Origin of the sequence: Streptomyces olivochromogenes, assembly GCF_001514115.1 — a bacterium.
In the GTDB taxonomy this organism is placed as follows: Bacteria; Actinomycetota; Actinomycetes; order Streptomycetales; family Streptomycetaceae; genus Streptomyces; species Streptomyces olivochromogenes.
In genome coordinates this window covers 21,909-39,057 of sequence record NZ_KQ948486.1, presented here as the reverse complement: position 1 = coordinate 39,057, position 17,149 = coordinate 21,909, and the positions used below count along the sequence as shown (strand labels likewise).

General features: G+C 68.7%; 19 protein-coding genes. 14 read left to right on the top strand and 5 right to left on the bottom strand.

The genetic code is table 11. The annotated features are described in order from the left end of the window. Positions 1 to 60: 60 nt before the first annotated feature. Positions 61 to 456: a DUF4259 domain-containing protein gene (locus tag AQJ27_RS61105; RefSeq protein WP_425275288.1), complete on the top strand. Its 396-nt coding sequence runs from the start codon at positions 61 to 63 to the stop codon at positions 454 to 456. 754 nt (positions 457 to 1,210) lie between these two features. Here AQJ27_RS61105 and AQJ27_RS61100 read toward each other — a convergent pair. Both AQJ27_RS61100 and AQJ27_RS47535 read right to left on the bottom strand, forming a co-directional pair. Then, positions 1,211 to 1,564: an RNA polymerase sigma factor gene (locus AQJ27_RS61100; RefSeq protein WP_425275287.1), complete on the bottom strand. Its 354-nt coding sequence runs from the start codon at positions 1,562 to 1,564 to the stop codon at positions 1,211 to 1,213. 938 nt (positions 1,565 to 2,502) lie between these two features. Continuing rightward, complete coding sequence (locus tag AQJ27_RS47535) at positions 2,503 to 3,111, bottom strand: type 1 glutamine amidotransferase family protein (RefSeq protein ID WP_067384336.1); 609 nt, start codon at positions 3,109 to 3,111, stop codon at positions 2,503 to 2,505. A gap of 505 nt (positions 3,112 to 3,616) precedes the next feature. Here AQJ27_RS47535 and AQJ27_RS47530 point away from each other — a divergent pair. Further along, the gene (locus AQJ27_RS47530) at positions 3,617 to 4,024 is read left to right on the top strand and encodes a YciI family protein (protein ID WP_067384333.1); all 408 of its coding nucleotides are present in this window, start codon (positions 3,617 to 3,619) and stop codon (positions 4,022 to 4,024) included. Positions 4,025 to 4,040: 16 nt separating this feature from the next. After that, positions 4,041 to 5,186: an RNA polymerase sigma factor gene (locus AQJ27_RS47525; protein ID WP_067384329.1), complete on the top strand. Its 1,146-nt coding sequence runs from the start codon at positions 4,041 to 4,043 to the stop codon at positions 5,184 to 5,186. Positions 5,187 to 5,364: 178 nt separating this feature from the next. Here AQJ27_RS47525 and AQJ27_RS47520 read toward each other — a convergent pair whose 3' ends face one another. Further along, positions 5,365 to 6,321: a helix-turn-helix domain-containing protein gene (locus tag AQJ27_RS47520; protein ID WP_067384326.1), complete on the bottom strand. Its 957-nt coding sequence runs from the start codon at positions 6,319 to 6,321 to the stop codon at positions 5,365 to 5,367. A gap of 98 nt (positions 6,322 to 6,419) precedes the next feature. Here AQJ27_RS47520 and AQJ27_RS56110 point away from each other — a divergent pair, with 98 nt between their 5' ends. From AQJ27_RS56110 to AQJ27_RS61095, 6 genes are all read left to right on the top strand, one after another. Then, positions 6,420 to 6,833 carry an ester cyclase gene (locus AQJ27_RS56110; protein ID WP_107120743.1) on the top strand — a complete coding sequence of 138 codons (414 nt, stop codon included), beginning with the start codon at positions 6,420 to 6,422 and terminating at the stop codon, positions 6,831 to 6,833. Positions 6,834 to 6,946: 113 nt separating this feature from the next. Next, a complete protein-coding gene (locus tag AQJ27_RS47515; RefSeq protein WP_067384323.1) occupies positions 6,947 to 7,711 on the top strand; it encodes an SDR family NAD(P)-dependent oxidoreductase in 765 nt (254 codons plus the stop codon). A 153-nt stretch (positions 7,712 to 7,864) separates the two neighbouring features. Beyond that, complete coding sequence (locus tag AQJ27_RS47510) at positions 7,865 to 8,710, top strand: SDR family oxidoreductase (protein ID WP_067384320.1); 846 nt, start codon at positions 7,865 to 7,867, stop codon at positions 8,708 to 8,710. A gap of 285 nt (positions 8,711 to 8,995) precedes the next feature. Then, a complete protein-coding gene (locus AQJ27_RS59740; RefSeq protein ID WP_067384316.1) occupies positions 8,996 to 9,316 on the top strand; it encodes an L-histidine N(alpha)-methyltransferase in 321 nt (106 codons plus the stop codon). A 47-nt stretch (positions 9,317 to 9,363) separates the two neighbouring features. Then, positions 9,364 to 11,022 (top strand): APC family permease, encoded by a 1,659-nt coding sequence (locus tag AQJ27_RS47500; RefSeq protein WP_235614018.1) that lies wholly within the window; start codon positions 9,364 to 9,366, stop codon positions 11,020 to 11,022. Positions 11,023 to 12,103: 1,081 nt separating this feature from the next. Beyond that, a complete protein-coding gene (locus AQJ27_RS61095; RefSeq protein WP_107120742.1) occupies positions 12,104 to 12,316 on the top strand; it encodes a glycine cleavage system protein H in 213 nt (70 codons plus the stop codon). On the opposite strand, the gene AQJ27_RS47495 is transcribed toward AQJ27_RS61095, so the two are convergent. After that, positions 12,259 to 12,849, bottom strand: a complete 591-nt coding sequence (locus AQJ27_RS47495) for a TetR/AcrR family transcriptional regulator (protein ID WP_067384313.1) — start codon at positions 12,847 to 12,849, stop codon at positions 12,259 to 12,261. The two genes, AQJ27_RS61095 and AQJ27_RS47495, sit on opposite strands and share 58 nt — an antisense overlap. Before the next feature lie 115 nt (positions 12,850 to 12,964). Between AQJ27_RS47495 and AQJ27_RS60625 the strand changes: the two genes are divergently transcribed. Beyond that, entirely contained in the window at positions 12,965 to 13,147 is a 183-nt protein-coding gene (locus tag AQJ27_RS60625) for a hypothetical protein (protein WP_159064629.1), read from the top strand. Between the two features lie 37 nt (positions 13,148 to 13,184). Beyond that, complete coding sequence (locus tag AQJ27_RS47485) at positions 13,185 to 14,147, top strand: alpha/beta fold hydrolase (protein ID WP_067384423.1); 963 nt, start codon at positions 13,185 to 13,187, stop codon at positions 14,145 to 14,147. A 65-nt stretch (positions 14,148 to 14,212) separates the two neighbouring features. Here AQJ27_RS47485 and AQJ27_RS53970 read toward each other — a convergent pair whose 3' ends face one another. Continuing rightward, complete coding sequence (locus tag AQJ27_RS53970) at positions 14,213 to 14,647, bottom strand: ankyrin repeat domain-containing protein (protein WP_079065848.1); 435 nt, start codon at positions 14,645 to 14,647, stop codon at positions 14,213 to 14,215. 172 nt (positions 14,648 to 14,819) lie between these two features. On the opposite strand from AQJ27_RS53970, the gene AQJ27_RS47480 reads away from it, so the two are divergent. The 3 genes from AQJ27_RS47480 (at position 14,820) to AQJ27_RS47475 (ending at position 17,140) form a co-directional block, all read left to right on the top strand. Continuing rightward, entirely contained in the window at positions 14,820 to 15,803 is a 984-nt protein-coding gene (locus tag AQJ27_RS47480; protein ID WP_067384308.1) for an aldo/keto reductase, read from the top strand. 89 nt (positions 15,804 to 15,892) lie between these two features. After that, positions 15,893 to 16,126, top strand: a complete 234-nt coding sequence (locus tag AQJ27_RS57070) for a hypothetical protein (protein ID WP_159064628.1) — start codon at positions 15,893 to 15,895, stop codon at positions 16,124 to 16,126. Between the two features lie 18 nt (positions 16,127 to 16,144). Further along, a complete protein-coding gene (locus AQJ27_RS47475; RefSeq protein ID WP_067384305.1) occupies positions 16,145 to 17,140 on the top strand; it encodes a quinone oxidoreductase family protein in 996 nt (331 codons plus the stop codon). Positions 17,141 to 17,149: the final 9 nt, after the last annotated feature.

The following is a 17,149-nucleotide window of genomic DNA, read 5'->3' as shown; positions in this document are numbered from 1 at the left end:
CAGGGCTCCGTGGTCTGGTGCTGGATCTAAGGTCCTTTCGACAACGACACGGCTGCTGACTTGGCCAACGCTCTCGACGACGCCGAACCCGAGGCGCGCGAAGCCCTGATCCGAGGCGTCCTCATCCGGACGATCGACGCCACTGGTTACCTCGCGGAAGCAGAAGAAGCGGTCGCTGCCGCCGCACTGATCGCGGCGCAATGCCCCGAAGGTGAACCCGTCGATACGCCCTACGGCCCAGAGACACCCATGCCCGTGTTTCCCACTGACCTTCGGGCGCTCGCTGACGAATCGAAGGTCTGCCAGAACACGTCGAAGGTCGCCGGCGCTCCCGTCGGTGCGGCCTCGGCGCATCCGGCAGGCAGTGCCGGAAGGCGCAGCAGCCTGCGGTCGCCGACCGAGCCGTCGAAGTGCAAGGTCGCGGCGGCTCCATCCGCCGCGGGGCGGATCCGGTAGACGGTCGAGTCGTCACCGGTATAGATCACCGAGCCGCTGCCACCCTGGCCGGTGCGCCGTGCCGTGTCGCCTCGCAGACAGCTGACGGCGGTCGCCTGGTATTCCTGCAGCCGCCCATCCTCGATGGACAGCAGGGTGCCGTAGCCGTCCGAGCGCCACACGCCATCGATGCGGTCGGCTGCGTGCGGCGCGGCAGCGACGGGGCCGACGGCCATCTCCATGCCGGCTACCAAGGCGAGTAGGACAACGGCTGCGCCGCCCCTGCTTCTTGCTCGCCACCTGAGCCCTCCGGCTTCTTTGACCGGCAAGTTCCTGCTGAGCACGCTCGCTCCTTCATGTCCGCCTGGTCAGCTCCGGAAACCATGATTCTCGGCAAGGTCTTGACGCGGTATCCGGCTGACTGGCCCACCCACGCGGGGGCAAACCCCACCCCGACGTCGTCAGCAAGCCACACAACTGCGCCCCACCCACCCTCACTCACCTGAACACCGAACCGGAGCTCGGGCATGTGGCATGAACGCCCACTGCTGTCACAAGTCGGCTCTGGATCTGCACAGCGACCTCGAACACCTCCTCGTCCCGGCGCTGGACAGGGGCACAGGTGTCCTCGACCCGTTCACCGACTACGTGCAGCACCACTTCCAGGCTGTCGCGGGGCCTGCCCGACGGCCGCCCGAACGGATCGCGGCGTGGCCCCCCTCGCCCTCGACGACGCCCCCACTTGGACGGCGTCCATCAGCGAACTGAAGACCCGTCAGTCACAACACGCGGGAAGGGCGTCCGCCGGAGCGGACGCTCTCTGGCTGCGCGGTGGCGTCGAGGTTGACTCAGGATGAGCTGACCGGCACCTCACCCGTTTGGTCCGCGACGCCAATTCCCAGGTCGCGATCCCCAGCAGCCACGGGCGCAGACTGTCGTCACCCGGAAACACCCGCTCACGCAGCCGCCACGCCTCCAGGAAAGTCAGCGACACGATGTCATCGGCCATGACCCAGTCGCCGGTCATCCGGACGGCATGCCGGTGGACCACCGAAGCGTGCTCGTCGAAGAGTTGTCTGAACGCATCCGGATCCCCGGCCCGCACGCGGGCCCGCAGTGAAATCTCCACACTCCTCCCTGTCCTCTGCGCGGACCGCGCTGCTGTGATCCGCGTCACATCAGGGTCGGACCAACCTGCACAGCACATCACCGGACCGCTGTAACCATTCCGGCTTCTCGGACCATGCGCCAGTGAACAGGCTGGAACCCTTGCCGCGCAGACTCCGCCACGCCGCTGAGGGCGCGGCCGCCCTCGTTCCCGGGCTGTCGCCGGACGGAGGCCACACCTGGGGGCGTGCGCTCGGAGCATGGACATCCCCTGCACCCCAGGCGGTCGGTGAGCATCTCGCCGAAATCGCGGACATGCCCGGCTGCGGCGTCCAGCTCGGGGCAGCGGGTCAGGACGTCCTGCAAGGCGACGCGGTTCTCCTCGCCCAGGGCCGTGGAATGGCGGGTGAGCCAGCCGGTCATCTGCCGTACCTACGGCAGCGGGGGCGGCGCGTACGGCGGCGCGGCGCGCAGGGTGGCGACGTAGGCGCGGACCACCGCCTCCAGGGTCGGAACGAACGTCACCGCCCATCCAATCGCGGCGCACCCGGGCCACATTGAGCTTGCGGTGTGTTCGCCCTGACGATTTGGTTCCAAGCGTCAGCAGGCCGCCGGTCCGGCCAGGACGAATGCGGACCTGTGCCTACGGAGGATGGCATGTCGACGCACGCCAGATCGTGGTTCGGTCCGGTACCAGGCGCACGTACTCGGTCACACGTCCGACGCTCCCGCAGTACGCCTCTCGGCAGAGCCCACCACGAGTCGGTCGGCTGCTCGGTCGACTCGGCCACATGCTGACGGGAAATACCCGTGAAGACACGCTGCGAAAGAGCCGCGCGGGCGGCGCCAGGCGAGACTAGCGCGACATGCTCGCGCGTACTCTGACAATGCCACGCGCTCAATGCGCTCAGGAGCCGTCGACATGACCCCAGGCGGCCACGCAGGACTGATCGCGAGGCATCAGCCCAGTACGACCTCGCCCGCGTGGACGGCATGCATGGCGCGCGCGACAGTCTCCTGGTTTTCGCCGACCGGAGCCACGTAGCCGATGACGTCGCGCGCGGCGTCCTCTCCGAGCATCCGGGTGATCACCCACGTGGCGAGATACTGGGACGCCAGACAGCCGCCCGCTGTAGCGATGTTCCCCTCGGCGTGGAACGGCGCGTCCAGCACGGTGACGTCGCAGGCCTCGACAAAGGGCCGGCTCCTCATGTCCGTGCAAGCCGGCATGCCACCCAGCAAACCGAGCCGCGCAAGCACCAGCGCGCCGGAGCACTGTGAACCGATCAGCTGGCGTGAGGGGTCGAGCGGCAGCCTGGAGATCAGCCGGTCGTCGGCGACCACGTCTCGCGCCTTCACTCCGCTGCCGATCAGCACGACGTCGGCTTCGGTCACGAACTCCATCGGGCGCTGCCCGGTCACCTCCACGCCGTTCATCGACGTGACCACCGGCGTCGGCGTCGTGATGAAGGCTTCCAAGCCGTCCTTACGGCACCGGTTGATGAGCGCGGAAGCGATGAAGCTGTCGAGCTCGTTGAACCCGTCGAAAGTGACCACGGCTACCTGCATCACAACTCCTTCAAGTAGGGCATCAGATCTCCAGTCTCCCCGCAGCGCCGTTCCGGAGGGAGGGCCAATCAGCGGCCGGTGGCATGCCCAGTGGCGCTCTGCGCTCCGAGCCCGAGGACCGTACTTACTTGTCCCGTCGACCCGCCGACCGGGCTCCCTCACGTCGACGTTTTCCAGAAGTCGACGATTGCCTCCGCGAGGTTCTCGCCCAGTTCTGTCTGATCCAACTCTTCGGCCGGTGCCGGCGCGGCCGAGACCCGGGCCGGTGTGGCCTTCTCCTGATTCAGTTGCTCGGCCGCTGCTGATCTTGGAAGGCCTCGCTCGGTCTCGCCCTCGCGCCACGCGTGGACCCGGACATCGCGAGACGGCCCCCAGGCGCATCTGTCCCAAGCTCATCTACGAGCGCCAAAAAGAATCGGACGGCGATGTCGAGAACCCGTGGCTGGCTCCGTCCCCGTAGTGAACGCGACCACAATGGGTCGGACCAGCACCGAGGAGAAACACGATGGCCAAGTACTTGCTGCTCAAGCACTACCGCGGCGCTCCGGCGGCGGTCAACGACGTGCCGATGGACCAGTGGACGCCGGAGCAGATCTCGGCGCATGTGCAGTACATGAACGACTTCGCGGCCCGGCTCGAGAAGACCGGCGAGTTCGTCGACGGTCAGGCGCTCGCGCCCGAGGGGACGTGGGTCCGGTACGACGGTGAGGGGCGGCCGCCGGTCACCGACGGTCCGTTCGCCGAGACCAAGGACCTCATCGCCGGCTGGATGGTGATCGACGTCGACAGCTACGAGCGCGCCGTCGAGCTGGCCGGGGAGCTGTCGGCCGCCCCCGGGGCGGGCGGGAAGCCGATCCACGAGTGGCTCGAGCTGCGCCCGTTCCTGGGCGTGCGGCCCACCATCACGGAGTGACCGAGTGCCCCCTGAGGTGAACGAGGCCCTGCTCCGGAGCCTCACGCCGAGCGTGCTCGCCGTCCTCGTCCGCCGCGGAGCCGACTTCGCGGCGGCCGAGGACGCCGTACAGGACGCGCTGGTCGAGGCGGTCCGCGTCTGGCCGGCCGACCCGCCGCGGGATGCGAAGGGCTGGCTGGTCACCGTGGCCTGGCGCAAGTTCCTCGACGCGAGCAGGGCGGACACCGCCCGCCGCCGGCGTGAGGACCTCGTCGACGAGGAGCCGGCGCCCGGACCCGCGCCCGCGGTGGACGACACGCTCCAGCTCTACTTCCTGTGCGCCCACCCGTCGCTGACGCCGTCGTCCGCGGTCGCGCTCACGCTGCGCGCCGTCGGCGGGCTGACCACCCGCCAGATCGCCCAGGCCTACCTGGTGCCCGAGGCGACCATGGCGCAGCGCATCAGCCGGGCCAAGCGCACCGTCTCCGGCGTGCGGTTCGACCGGCCCGGCGACGTCGCCACCGTGCTGCGCGTCCTCTACCTGGTCTTCAACGAGGGCTACTCCGGTGACGTCGACCTCGCCGCCGAGGCCATCCGACTCACCCGCCAGCTCGCGGTCGCGATCGACCACCCCGAGGTGGCGGGGCTGCTCGCCCTCATGCTGCTCCACCACGCCCGGCGCGCCGCCCGGACCGCGCCCGACGGCAGCCTGGTGCCGCTCGCCGAACAGGACCGCGGCCGGTGGGACACCGAGTCGATCGCCGAGGGCGTCGAGATCCTGCAGGCGGCCCTCGCCCGCGACCGGCTGGGCGAGTTCCAGGCCCAGGCCGCCATCGCGGCACTCCACGCCGACGCGCCCACCGCCCAGGAGACTGACTGGGTACAGATCGTCGAGTGGTACGACGAGCTCGAGCGCCTGACCGACAGCCCGGTCGTCCGGCTCAACCGCGCGGTGGCCGTCGGCGAGGCCGACGGACCGCGTGCCGGCATGGCAGCGCTCGCGGCACTTGACCAGGCGCTCCCCCGCCACACCGCGGTGGCGGCCTACCTCCACGAGCGCGACGGCGACCTGACCACGGCGGCACAGCTGTACACCGAGGCGGCCCAAAAGGCACCCAACCTCGCCGAACGCGACCACCTGACACGCCAGGCCGCCCGGCTCAACGCCCGCGGGTCTCGCTGACGAGTCGCTCGCGGATTTGCGCGCAGCACTTGGCGCGACCCCGTGGCCAGAGCGGTCGCCCCAAAATACGCAGGCGCACGGAGGTTCCTCTTGGTGACGGGCCGCTCGGTTCATCCAGGCTGCGTGAGCGGCCGAAGGCGGTGACGGCTCCCTCGGGCCGGCCCGCCCGGCCCGTCGATCAGTCGGGTGTCTCGGCCGACTCGGTCGGCTCGGAGTCGTTGGCCGGCGCCGACCGCTCGATGTCCTCGTCGGCCGCGGCCCAACTGGCCAACAGGTTCAGGGCCTCTTGCGAAGGTGACCCGGGCTCGGCGGTGTACGTGAGAAGGCTCTGGCCGACATCGGCCCCCAGCGGGAAGGCCTCGAAGGGCAGGTCGAGGTCCCCGACGACCGGGTGATGGAGGAGCTTCATGCCCGAGGTGTGGATCCGGACGTTGTGGGCGGCCCAGCGGTGGCGGAACTCCTCACTGCGGGTGGACAGCTCCCCGATCAGGTCCGACAGTCGCCGGTCGTAGGGATCGCGGCCCACCTCGGCGCGCAGCATGGCGACCGTGTCGCCCGCGACCTTGTCCCAGTCGCGGAAGAACTCGGTCGCACCTGGGTCGAGGAAGACGAACCTGGCGTTGTTGGGCGGCCGCACCGGGTCGGCGTAGACCGGTGAGAACAGCGCGCGCCCGAGATGGTTGGCGGCCAGGATGTCCAGGCGTCCGCTGAGTACGAACGCGGGCGTGCCGAGCATCGAGTCGAGGACGCGCTGCACCGTGGGGCGGACGCGCTGCTGGGCCGGGCGACGGCGCGGCGGACGGGTCGTGTTGGCGCCACGCAGGAGGTCCAGCAGGTGGGTTCGCTCGGCCTCGTCGAGCTGCAGCACTCGCGCGATGCCGTCGATGACACTCTCGGAGACGCCGGTGGCGTTGCCGCGCTCCAGGCGGGTGTAGTACTCGCTCGAGATGCCCGCGAGGAGGGCGACCTCCTCACGGCGCAGCCCGGTGACCCGTCGGCGGTCTCCGTACACGGGCAGTCCGACCTGCTCCGGGGTGACCCTGGCCCGTCGCGTGCCCAGGAATTCCCGGATCTCCGCGCGGAAATCACCGCGGATATCGCGGTTGGTGTCGTAAGGGACGTTTCTGCCTGCCATGGGCTCCACTCTACGAGCGCTTCCGCATGAGAGGGGGTCCCTCTCAGTACCCCCTCTTGTCAGGGTCTCCCGCCGTCCCGCGACAACCGGTTCTGTAGATGGTGCACCGCCCGTGCTGGAAATCGCCAGGATGCGGGGGCGCATCTGCCGCCCGTCGCCGACCTCTCTGCGGAGCCGTCGGCGCCCCGATTCTCCGCAACAGCAACACGATCCCCCGTCACGGAATCAGAAGGACGAACCATGCGTCGACACACCAAGTCGGCCGTCGTACTCACGACGCCGGCTTCACCAGTGAGTTCCTGCTCACCGGTGACTCGGCACTGGCGAGGAAGTTCATCAGCCCGGGCATCGTCATGCACTTCGGCGGCCGGGCCGGACGCAGCAGGGTCGGGACACGTATCTCGACCTCATCCGCCGCGAACATGAAGGCATTCCCCGACCTCAGGCGGACGGTGGAGGACATGCGCGCCGAGGGCGACAGCGTGGCCATCGCCGCCACGCCCATGCGGTGACCGGCGTTCGCCTCGCCCCTCGGCACGGACGGGACCACCCCCCCCTACCGCCCCCGCACCTCGCACCGCGCATCCAGAGAACCAAAGAACAAGAAGAAGAACAGGACACCCGCATGCCATCGAAACTGACCGGCACCGTCGCGCTCGTCACCGGCGCGAGCAGCGGTATCGGCGCGGCCACCGCCCGCCGGCTCGCCGAGGACGGCGCCTCCGTCGCCCTTGTGGCCCGCCGCAAGGGCCGTCTGGAAGACGTCGCCGCCGAGATCGAGAAGGCGGGCGGCACCGCCCTGGTGGTGGACGCCGACATCACCGACCGCACCCAGGCCGAGGCCGCAGTCCAGCAGACTGTCGAGCACTTCGGACGCCTCGACACCCTGGTCAACAACGCCGGCCTCATGCTCCTGGGCCCCGTCGTCGGCGCGGACGTCGACGAGTGGGAGCGCATGCTCGCCGTCAACGTCCAAGGCCTGCTCCACACCACCCACGCCGCCCTCCCACATCTGCTCAGGGCCGCGGAGGACGGCCCACGCAAGGTCGCCGACATCGTCAACATCAGCTCGATCGCCGGCCGCGTCGCCTGGAACGGCTACGGCGTCTACAACCTCACCAAGTTCGGCGTGAACGGCTTCACCGAATCCCTGCGCCAGGAGGTCACCCAGCGGCACGTCCGCGTCGGCGTCCTGGAGCCGGGCGGCGTGGACACCGAACTGGGCTCGCACAACAAGCCCGAGATCCAGGGCGCGATGATCACCCCCTTCTACGAGACGACCGAGGTCCTCGTCCCCGACGACATCGCCGACGGCGTCGCCTACATGGTCACCCGACCCCGCCACGCCTCCATCGGCGAACTGTGGATCATGCCCACCGACCAAGCCTGACCCGTACAGCCGCGTCGGCCGCCGTCCACTCCCCCATCCACCGGACATCCACCGGCCGCCCATTCCCCTCCCGGCCGGCCGCCGGGACGGACACCACGCGTCATCACCGCACGACACCGGGTGCCGCACCACGGCACCTGAAAGGAACCCCTCATGAGCAAGGTCATTCTCGTCACCGGCGCCGGACGCGGTCTGGGCACGGACATCGTCCGCGAAGCCCTCGCCGCCGGCCACCAGGTCGTCGCCACCGGCCGCCGCCCCGAAGAAGTCGAGAAGAGCTTGGGCGGACCGCAGGACAACCTGCTGGTCACCAAGCTGGACGTCACCAGCCTGGAGGACGCCGAGGCCGCCGCCCAGGCCGCCGTCGACCGCTTCGGCCGCATAGACGTCCTGGTCAACAACGCCGGCAATTTCTTCGCCGGCTACTTCGAGGAGATCACGCCCGCACAGATGCGCCGGCAGATCGAGACCAACCTCTTCGGCCCGATGAACGTCACCCGCGCCGTCCTGCCCGTTCTGCGGAAGCAGCGCGCCGGCCACATCATCACGCTCTCCTCCTCCGCCGGTCTGATCGGCCAGGAGTTCTGCGTCGCGTATGCCGCCTCCAAGTTCGGCGTGGAGGGCTGGATGGAGTCGCTGCGCTACGACGTCGAGCCCTACGGCATCCGCACCACGGTCGTGGAGCCCGGCTTCTTCCGCACCGAGCTGCTCGTGGATGCCTCCACCACCTGGCCCGAACCGACCATCGACGACTACGCCGAGCGCACCATCGCCACCGTCGCGGCCTGGAAGAACATGAACGGCCGGCAGACCGGCGACCCCGCCAAGCTCGCCCGCGCCCTGCTCGCCATCGCCGACCAGGACAAGCCGCTGCTGCGCTTCGTCGCCGGCGCGGACGCCATCGAAGGCGTCGAGGCCAAGGCCAGGGAGCTCCTCGCCCAGGCCCAGGCATCCCGCGAACTGGGCGGCAACCTGGCATACGACGACACCACCGTCTGAAAGTCGACACCACCGGCCTGAAAGGGGACGCGGATGGTGCCACCGACGCCTCGACAGTCCTTGTCCGCCGCCTTCTGCGCCTGCCGGAGCAGAAGGCGCAGATCGGCGGCGATGCGCTCGATGAAGCGTCCCGAGCCCGCGAGGGGACCTTCGGCCGCAAGGCGACGATCGCGTCGGTGCCTTTCATTCGATCGCCGTGCGGATCACTCACGCCGGCGTTGTTGATCAGGAGGACGATCACGCCTCCGTCGCCGCAGCGGCGACGGAGGGGTCGCCTCGTGGACGGTGTTCGAACCGAACAGCGACGGCATTCGCAGCACACCGCCGCTTCGGCGACACGGAACCGGTGCCGACGGCCGAGCCGGTGACACCGCGCTCTGGATCCGTCAGCAAGAGTGGGTCGAAATGCGGCCGCACGCCCGTTCCGCCCTGAAAGCCGAGAACCCCGCGCCCGATCCGACTGCCGACTTCGCCTCGGCCGAGGAGCTGCGCACCGAGAGCTCCGCGAAATTCCGCCAGGACGGCATCCGCGTGGAGTCGGCAGCGCCGGGTTGGCACTCGGCCGTCGTTGGAACGATTCGGGCGGTCGCTTCACACGGTCACTGACTTTCCCCGCAACGTAGCAAGTACATTTCTACGGTGTTTCCGACGGTGTGCCGAACTTGGGATTTGGTCAAGAATGGGATTCAACCCTTGTCGCCCGTCGGATCACCGACACACCATGTGCCGAACATAACGACGCTTATCAGCAGGAGGCCCGGGTGTCCGCTGGTCTGTCCAAAATCGAGGTGGATACCACCACTCTCCCAGCGGAGTCCGAACGGAACAAACTCCGCAAACACTTCGGCCGCTTCGACATCCTGTTCTTCCTGGTCTGCACCCTCGTCGGCCTCGACACCATCGGTACGGTGGCCGCCTCCGGAGCGGAGGCGTTCACCTGGCTGATCGTGCTGGCCGTCATCTTTTTCGTCCCGTCAGCACTGCTCACCGCGGAACTGGGCACGGCCTTCGCCGAGGAGGGCGGCCCGTACATCTGGACCAGCCGGGCCTTCGGGCGACTGGCCGGAGCGGTCAACAACTTCCTTTACTGGGTGACCAATCCGGTCTGGCTCGGTGGCACTCTCTCCGTCTCGGCGGTCGCCGCGTTCACCACCTTCTTCAATGACGGCAAGGATCTGAGCACCCCCGCCTTCTATGTCTTCACCCTGCTATTCATCTGGGTGGGCGTGCTCGCGGCGATCCTCTCCTTCGATGTCGGCAAGTGGATCCCCACCGCCGGAGCGTGGTCCCGTTTCGTGCTGCTCGGCCTGTTCACTCTCACCGTGGTCATCTACGCCTTCAAGCACGGCCTACACGGTTTCGGCTTCGGCGACTTCTCCCCGACGTATGCCGGCTTCGTCGGCCTGGTCCCGGTCCTGATGTTCAACTACGTCGGCTTCGAATTGCCCAACACCGCGGGCGACGAGATGACCGACGCGCAGAAGGACGTCCCGTACGGCATCTTCCGCGCCGCCGGGCTCGGCGTGCTGCTGTACGGCCTGCCGATTCTCGGCATCCTGCTGGTCCTCCCGGTGAAGGCCATCACCGGTCTCGGCGGTTTCCTCGACGCCATCCGCCAGGTTTTCACCGTCTACGGCGGCCACGTCGCCTCCGACGGCACGGTCACCCTCAGCGGGGCCGGGACCGTGCTGGGCGATCTGGCCGCAGTGATGTTCATCCTGACTGTGCTCTCCTCGGGCGTCACCTGGATCATGGGCTCCGACCGAGCGCTTGCGGTTTCCGGGTACGACGGCGCCGCGCCCCGCGGCCTGGGTGTGATCTCCGAGCGGTTCGGCACGCCGGTCCGGGTCAACCTGCTCAGCGGAGTGCTCTCCACCGGCGTGCTGATCCTGGCCCATCAGCTCACCGGTGGTGACGCCGGCAAGCTCTTCGGCGCCGTGCTCGGCCTCGCCGTCTCCACGACGCTCATCAGCTACCTCGGCATCTTCCCGGCGCTGCCGGTGCTCCGCCGCAAGTACCCGCAGGTGGAGCGTGCCTACCGGGCTCCCGCTGCCTGGCCGATCGCGATCGTGCTCACGCTGCTGATCCTGTTCGCCTCGGTGCAGTTGCTGGTCCCGGGCGCGCCCTTCGACTGGTTCAGCTCGGACTTCCGACCGGACGGCTGGAGCTACAGCGAGCGCTGGACCTATCTGCTGACGGAGGCGGTGCCGCTGGCCGTCTTCATTGTCACGGGCGTGATCTTCTGGGCACTCGGCGCACCGACCCGCGCCAAGACCAAGAAGACGGCCGCCACAGGAGTCACCCAGGGTTGAGCGCCCGCTCACCCTCCCCCCATCGACCCCGGTCACGACCGGCACCATCTCCGGCCGCGGATCCGACGCGGGCAACCGTCATGGAGCTGCTCCGGCAGATCTCGCCGATCTGCTGGGAACACAAGAGGTGAGCGGAAACGCGGCGCACCTGGCGGCCGAGTGCGTCGCGGCACTCAAGGCTCTTGTCGGCGTAGGAGCCGCGTGGATAGTTGGGGTGACACCCGGCCGTGGGGCGGAAGGCGGGTGCCGGGGGGAGAGAGTCGTGTACAGGTACGTCCACCATGAGTTGATGACAGTCGTCGAGGCGCTGTGCGCCCTGGGTACGGGCGTCTCAGCGCCGGTTATGTGAAGGTGAACTGACGGCTGTTGACCTGCTCGGCAAGATGTCGGAAGCCCCGGCGTACCAGAGGCCTCCGGTGGTTGCAGTCGGCCAGGGCTGTTGAGGGGCCGGGGTGCACCGGCTCGCCGCCCCTTGACACACCGTTGACCGCCTCCCGGTGATCCCGCCCCGGTCGGGCGTACCCAATTTCCGTGGTAGGCACAAGGGACCACTTCCCCATGGTGCCCTGGCCGGCCGAACCGCCGGTGGAGCGGGGCAGACACCTCCCGCCAGCGGCTCTGCTCGTACAGTTGACAAGCAATGAACCGCAACGCCCTATGTGACGACGCAAGGCCGCAGTGCCCCTGTCAGGACCTACCCTGGGCGCATGATCAATGGTCGGCACATCATCGTCTACAGCAGTGATGCGGAAGCGGCAGCCCGTCACCGACGCGCGCTGGGGGCGGCTGGCCAGGTTCCGTCTGCCGGGTGGCGGCGAGGTGGGCCTGTACGAACCCCGCCATGAGCGGGCGACCGATCTGTGAGGCGTCCCGGCACTCGGGATTCGTTCCCGACCTCCCCCACGAGCAGTGGGCGCGGACCGACGCGGCCGCCGTCGCACTCCTCGGTCGAGGGAGCCACCTGAGGGGGTCTGCGAGTCTCTCGTCGGCAGGGAGTCGGTCAGTGCTCTGCGCGAGGTCTTCATTCCGGTGAGCGGCGAAGTCACCAGCAGGAGCGAGCCCCTGGAACGCGAACCCCTGCCTGGTGGGCAACGATCCTTACGGGGACGGGTGGTCGGCTGTGATGACCATGTCCGACACCAAGGAAATCAACGACCTGCTCACCGCCCGGCAGGACCGCGGGTTCGTTGCCGCCGAAGACTCCTGGTACTCCGGCTTCGCGCTTCGCGCCGATCGTCACTGCGGCTGGCGCAGTCCGGCGATGAGGAGGCCGACCAGTCGGCGCGCGTCGTAGCGCGGGTCACTGTCCGCACCCACGCACAGGTTGCCCACGCCTCGCATCAGCTCAAGGCCCTCAAGGCCGGAGCGGATTTCGCCGCGACCGGCCGCGGCGTCGAGCAGTTGGTCGCACACGGGCACGAGCCGGTCGAGGAAGTAGGCGTGCAGCGTGTCGAAACCGGCGTTGTCGGGCTGCAGCACGGCAGCGAGTCCGTGCTTGGTGACCAGGAAGTCGACGAAGAGGTCGATCCACTGCCCCAGCGCGGCATATGGAGTGGCGCAGCTCTCCAGTAGGGCCGGACCGGCCTCGGCGCAGGCGTCGACCTGGTGACGGTAGACCGCGATGATGAGGTCCGCCCGTGTCGGGAAGTGCCGGTAGATCGTGCCCATCCCGACGCCGGCCTTGGCCGCAATGTCGCGTACCGGCGCCTCGACGCCCGAGGTGACGAAGACTGCGGCGGCCGCATCCAGCAAGGTCTGTCGATTACGCCGGGCATCCTTGCGCTGGGATCCCGCTGCACTTCCCGCGCCCTGACCGCTGTCGTTCACCGCGGCGATCCTTCCATGAGACTCGCGAAACGGAACAGTGCCTCGTATCACCCACGGAGCGAGGTTCCGTTTTCGTGCATTGTGGCAGACCCGGGACCGGCGCCCAAACGGCTTCGTGGTCCCGCAGCTCACCCACCTCGACTCCGACGGTGTTCCCGGCAAGGACATGTGCGACCCCCGCGCCCCGACGGGTGTCCTGCTCGCCCTGGCCGGCCTGTGCGCCGACCTGACCCTGTTCGCCGTTCAGCCAGTCTCTCCGCCGGCACGCTGCGACACGAGCGAGGCGGGCTGCCGGTGAGCCCAGCGCGAAGATCACGGCACGTACCCTTATGCACATGGTTGAGCATCGAATGGTGGACGTGAACGGCGTTCGGCTGCACATCGCCGAGCAAGGCGACGGCCCCCTGGTCGTCCTCCTGCACGGCTTCCCAGAGTCATGGCACTCCTGGCACCACCAGTTCGGCCCTCTGGCCGATGCGGGCTTCCGAGTGGTCGCCCCCGACCAGCGTGGATACGGACGCAGCGACCATCCCGACGACGTCGACGCGTACACCATCCTCCACCTGGTCGGCGACGTCGTCGGACTGATCCACGCCCTGGGCGAGGAGAAGGCGTACGTCGTCGGGCACGACTGGGGCGCGCCGGTCGCCTGGCACACCGCGCTGCTGCGTCCGGACATGGTGCTCGGGGTGGCGGGCCTGAGCGTGCCGCCTCCGTTCCGGGGGACGGAGCCTCCGCTGGCCGCCATGGAGAAGAGGTTCGACGGCCGCTTCTACTGGAACTACTTCAACCGCCCCGGTGTCGCCGACGCCGAGTTCGCCAAGGACACACGTACCGCGTTGCGGAAGTTCTTCTATTCGGCCTCCGGTGATGCTCCGGGCGCCCGCGGTGGCATGCAGCCGCTGGTCGACCCCGAGCGGGGCTGGCTCGCGGCCATGCCGGACCCCGAGGTGCTGCCGGACTGGTTCACCGAGGACGATCTCGACGCGCTCACCGAGAGTTTTTCCAAGGGCTTCACCGGGGCCCTCAACTGGTACCGCAACCTCGACCGCAACTGGGAACTGACCGCTCCCTGGCACGGCGCCGTCGTCACCCGGCCCGCCCTGTACATCTACGGCGACCGCGACTTGGTCCCCGCGTTTCCCGGCACTCCTGAACTCATCGAGCGCCTCCCCGACCTCATGCCCAACCTCTGGCGCGAGCCCATCAAACTGGCCGGCTGTGGACACTGGACTCAGCAGGAACGCCCGGACGAGGTGAGCGCGGCGCTCATCGAATTCCTCAGGGCCTGTGCCTGAGCCCGGCCTGAGGTGGCTCTTGAGGTCCATTGTGCTGATGGAATCCGTGATGGCGAACGGTGGCGCTACGTAGTTCTCTCGCGGGGCGTCGCGCCCGCCGTGGTGAGGAGATCGGCAGTTTCGGGATGAGGGCCCTTGAGTGCCCACTCCAGCGGGGACCAGCCTGTGCCGTGATCTTCTCGGAGATTCGGATCGGCGCCGTGCGCCAGCAGTTCGCGCACTGTCTCGGTGTGCCCCCAGCATGCGGCCGCGCACAGGGGTGTGCCGTCCGCGCCAAGTCCGCTGCTCTCGGTGTCAGGGGAGGCCCCGGCCGCCAGGAGCAGGCGGGCGATCTCGGCTTCCCCGTTCACGGATGCCTCATAGAGAGGGGTGGTGCCCTCGCTGTTCGCTCGTTCTGGGTCGGCCCCAGCCCTCAGAACCGCGCTCACGCGGGCGTTGTCACCCACCAGAATCGCTTCGAAGAGACGATGGGAGAGCTTCTTCTGCTGCCGCTGGTTCATGACGGCCGAGGTTAGCGACCGAGCGCGTGGTGAGGCCAGTTATATCCACTGTTGTCGGCCGCGACCAGCACGGTTGCCGCCCAGCGGACCGCAAGCTTGATATTTCCCTTGGGAACGTGGCACGGGCCACGGCAGGATGGTCGCGTCACCAGCCACACGAGGGGAACGGTGGATGAGGCGAAACCGGCTTGGCAAGAGCAAGGTGCGGGTCACGGAACTGGGCTTCGGTGGCGGACCACTCGGGGGACTCTTCGCACCGCTGGACGACGAGACCGCCGCGGGAGCCCTTGAAGCAGCCTGGGACAGCGGGATCCGCTACTTCGACACCTCTCCGCACTACGGCATCGGACACTCCGAGCGCCGTACCGGTGGTCTGTTGCGCGGCAAGCCGCGTGAGGAGGTGACGCTGTCGACGAAGGTCGGCCGGCTGCTGGTCCCGCAGGACCCGGCGGGCCGCATGGACGAGAGCTTCATGGTGCCCGCCACACATCGTCGCGTGTGGGACTTCACGCGGGACGGCATTCTGCGCAGCGTGGAGGACTCGCTGGAGCGGATCGGCGTCGACCGTATCGACGTGCTGTTCCTGCACGACGCGGAGCAGCATTTCGAGGAGGCGTTGCGCGAGGGCTACCCGGCGCTCGCCGAACTGCGCGGCCAGGGAGTGGTGGGCGCGATCGGTGCGGGCATGTACCACCCCGGCAAACTGACCACGCTGGTCAAGGAGTCGGACGTCGATGTAGTCATGCTCTCGGGCCGCTACACGCTTCTGGACCAGAGCGCCCTCGACGAACTGCTGCCCGCCTGCACGGACCGGGAGGTCTCGGTACTCGCGGCATCGGTCTTCAACTCCGGGCTGCTCGCCACGGCCCGACCTGCCGAGGGTGCCACCTTCGACTACGCGCCCGCCGCGCCGGGGACGCTGGAGCGGGCGCATCGCATCGCCGACGTCTGCGAAACACACGGTGTGACGGTCCCGGAGCTGGCCATGGCCTTTCCGCTCCGCCACCCGGCCGTCTCGGGCATCGTGGTCGGCATGCGTACCGCCGACGAAGTACGCGGCAACATGGCGGCGTTCGGCGCGGAGATACCGGCTCAGGTCTGGGACGATCTGCGAAGCGAAGGTCTCTTGGACGAGCGGGCACCAGTGCACGTCTGACGATCGTCGGAACCACGACGCGCCGGTCAACCCTCAGGCCCTGTCCGGCGTGCTTCCTGGCCCGGCAGTTCGCGGCCGAACGGCGTGACTTGGCGCAGGGCCTCATCAACCAGAACGTGTCGCAGGCCGACCTCGCACGACAACTTGGCGTGACGTGTCAGGCCAATCACGTGACGCGTCAGGCCATTCAGAAGATGCCGGCCTGCCGAGGGCGCCATGCGGCCGATCACACCTGGTGCAAGAGCCAGATCGGGCTGCGCGGGAATACGAAGATCATCACCTGGGTTGCCGCTCGCGTACGGCCCACACCGGAAGGGCCGTGACGATGAGGGGAGCGTCGTATGCGGGCGGTCGGGTTCCGCGTCAACGGAGGCGTCGAGGTACTGGAGGAGCTGGATGTGCCCGAGCCCGTGCCGGCCGCCGGCCAGGTCACGGTGCGGGTCGCCTTCGCGGGCGTCAATTTCGCGGAAATCCAGCACCGCCGGGGCGAGTTCGGCACCCCGGACGGGCCTGGTGGAGTGGACGTTCCCGGCCTGGAGGTGGCTGGGGCCGTTGTCGCGCTGGGTGCGGGGGTGAGCGGCCTTGAGGTCGGCGAGCCGATTGCGGCGTACCTACCGGCTTTCGGCGGCTACGCCGAGGTGGTGACCGCGGACACACGGTTCGTCAGGTCACTGCGCACCGGGGCGGGAGAGGCCGACCTGGCCGAGGCAGCGGGGCTGCCGTGCGTCTATCCGACGGCCTTTGGCGTGCTCAAGGACGCCGGTCGGCTGAGGGAGGGGGAAGACGTGCTGATCCACTCCGCGGCGGGGGGTGTGGGCTCTGCGGCTGCGCAGTTGGCCCGGGAGCTGGGGGCCGGCCGGGTGTACGGCACGGTCGGCTCGGTGGAGAAGATCCCGTATGCCGCCGAGTTGGGCTACGACGGAGTGTTTCTGCGTGAAGGCTTCGCGGAGCGGTTGGCCGCGGAGACTGGTGGCCGGGGCGTGGACCTGGTCCTCGATCCCGTCGGCGGGCCGATCCGGGAGCAGAGCCTGACCGTACTGGCGCCGTTCGGCCGCCTGGTGGCCTACGGAGACCTCGGTCGACACGAGCAGTGGACGACCTCGGTGTGGGACTTGTGGAAGAGCAACCGGAGCATCGCCGGGTTCAACATCGGCGACCTCGCTCGTCGGGCTCCCGAGCGGATAGGCGAGTACCTCGGCGAAGCACTCCGGCTGCTCGCGGCGGGGCGGATCCGACCTGGGGTGACGCAGACCCTGCCCCTGGCCGAGGCGGCGAAGGCACACCAACTCCTGGAGACGGGCGCAGGCCGAGGCAAAATCCTTCTCTCGCTCACCTGACCTACGTCA

Excerpts from the sequence above, each read along its gene's own strand:
- AQJ27_RS47480 (WP_067384308.1), top strand. The coding sequence starts at position 14,820 with ATGAGGCGAAACCGGCTTGGCAAGAGCAAGGTGCGGGTCACGGAACTG.
- AQJ27_RS53970 (WP_079065848.1), bottom strand. The coding sequence starts at position 14,647 with ATGAACCAGCGGCAGCAGAAGAAGCTCTCCCATCGTCTCTTCGAAGCG.
- AQJ27_RS47510 (WP_067384320.1), top strand. The coding sequence starts at position 7,865 with ATGAGCAAGGTCATTCTCGTCACCGGCGCCGGACGCGGTCTGGGCACG.
- AQJ27_RS47535 (WP_067384336.1), bottom strand. The coding sequence starts at position 3,111 with ATGCAGGTAGCCGTGGTCACTTTCGACGGGTTCAACGAGCTCGACAGC.
- AQJ27_RS47475 (WP_067384305.1), top strand. The coding sequence starts at position 16,145 with ATGCGGGCGGTCGGGTTCCGCGTCAACGGAGGCGTCGAGGTACTGGAG.
- AQJ27_RS47515 (WP_067384323.1), top strand. The coding sequence starts at position 6,947 with ATGCCATCGAAACTGACCGGCACCGTCGCGCTCGTCACCGGCGCGAGC.
- AQJ27_RS56110 (WP_107120743.1), top strand. The coding sequence starts at position 6,420 with ATGGTGCACCGCCCGTGCTGGAAATCGCCAGGATGCGGGGGCGCATCT.
- AQJ27_RS47530 (WP_067384333.1), top strand. The coding sequence starts at position 3,617 with ATGGCCAAGTACTTGCTGCTCAAGCACTACCGCGGCGCTCCGGCGGCG.
- AQJ27_RS47485 (WP_067384423.1), top strand. The coding sequence starts at position 13,185 with ATGGTTGAGCATCGAATGGTGGACGTGAACGGCGTTCGGCTGCACATC.
- AQJ27_RS47520 (WP_067384326.1), bottom strand. The coding sequence starts at position 6,321 with ATGGCAGGCAGAAACGTCCCTTACGACACCAACCGCGATATCCGCGGT.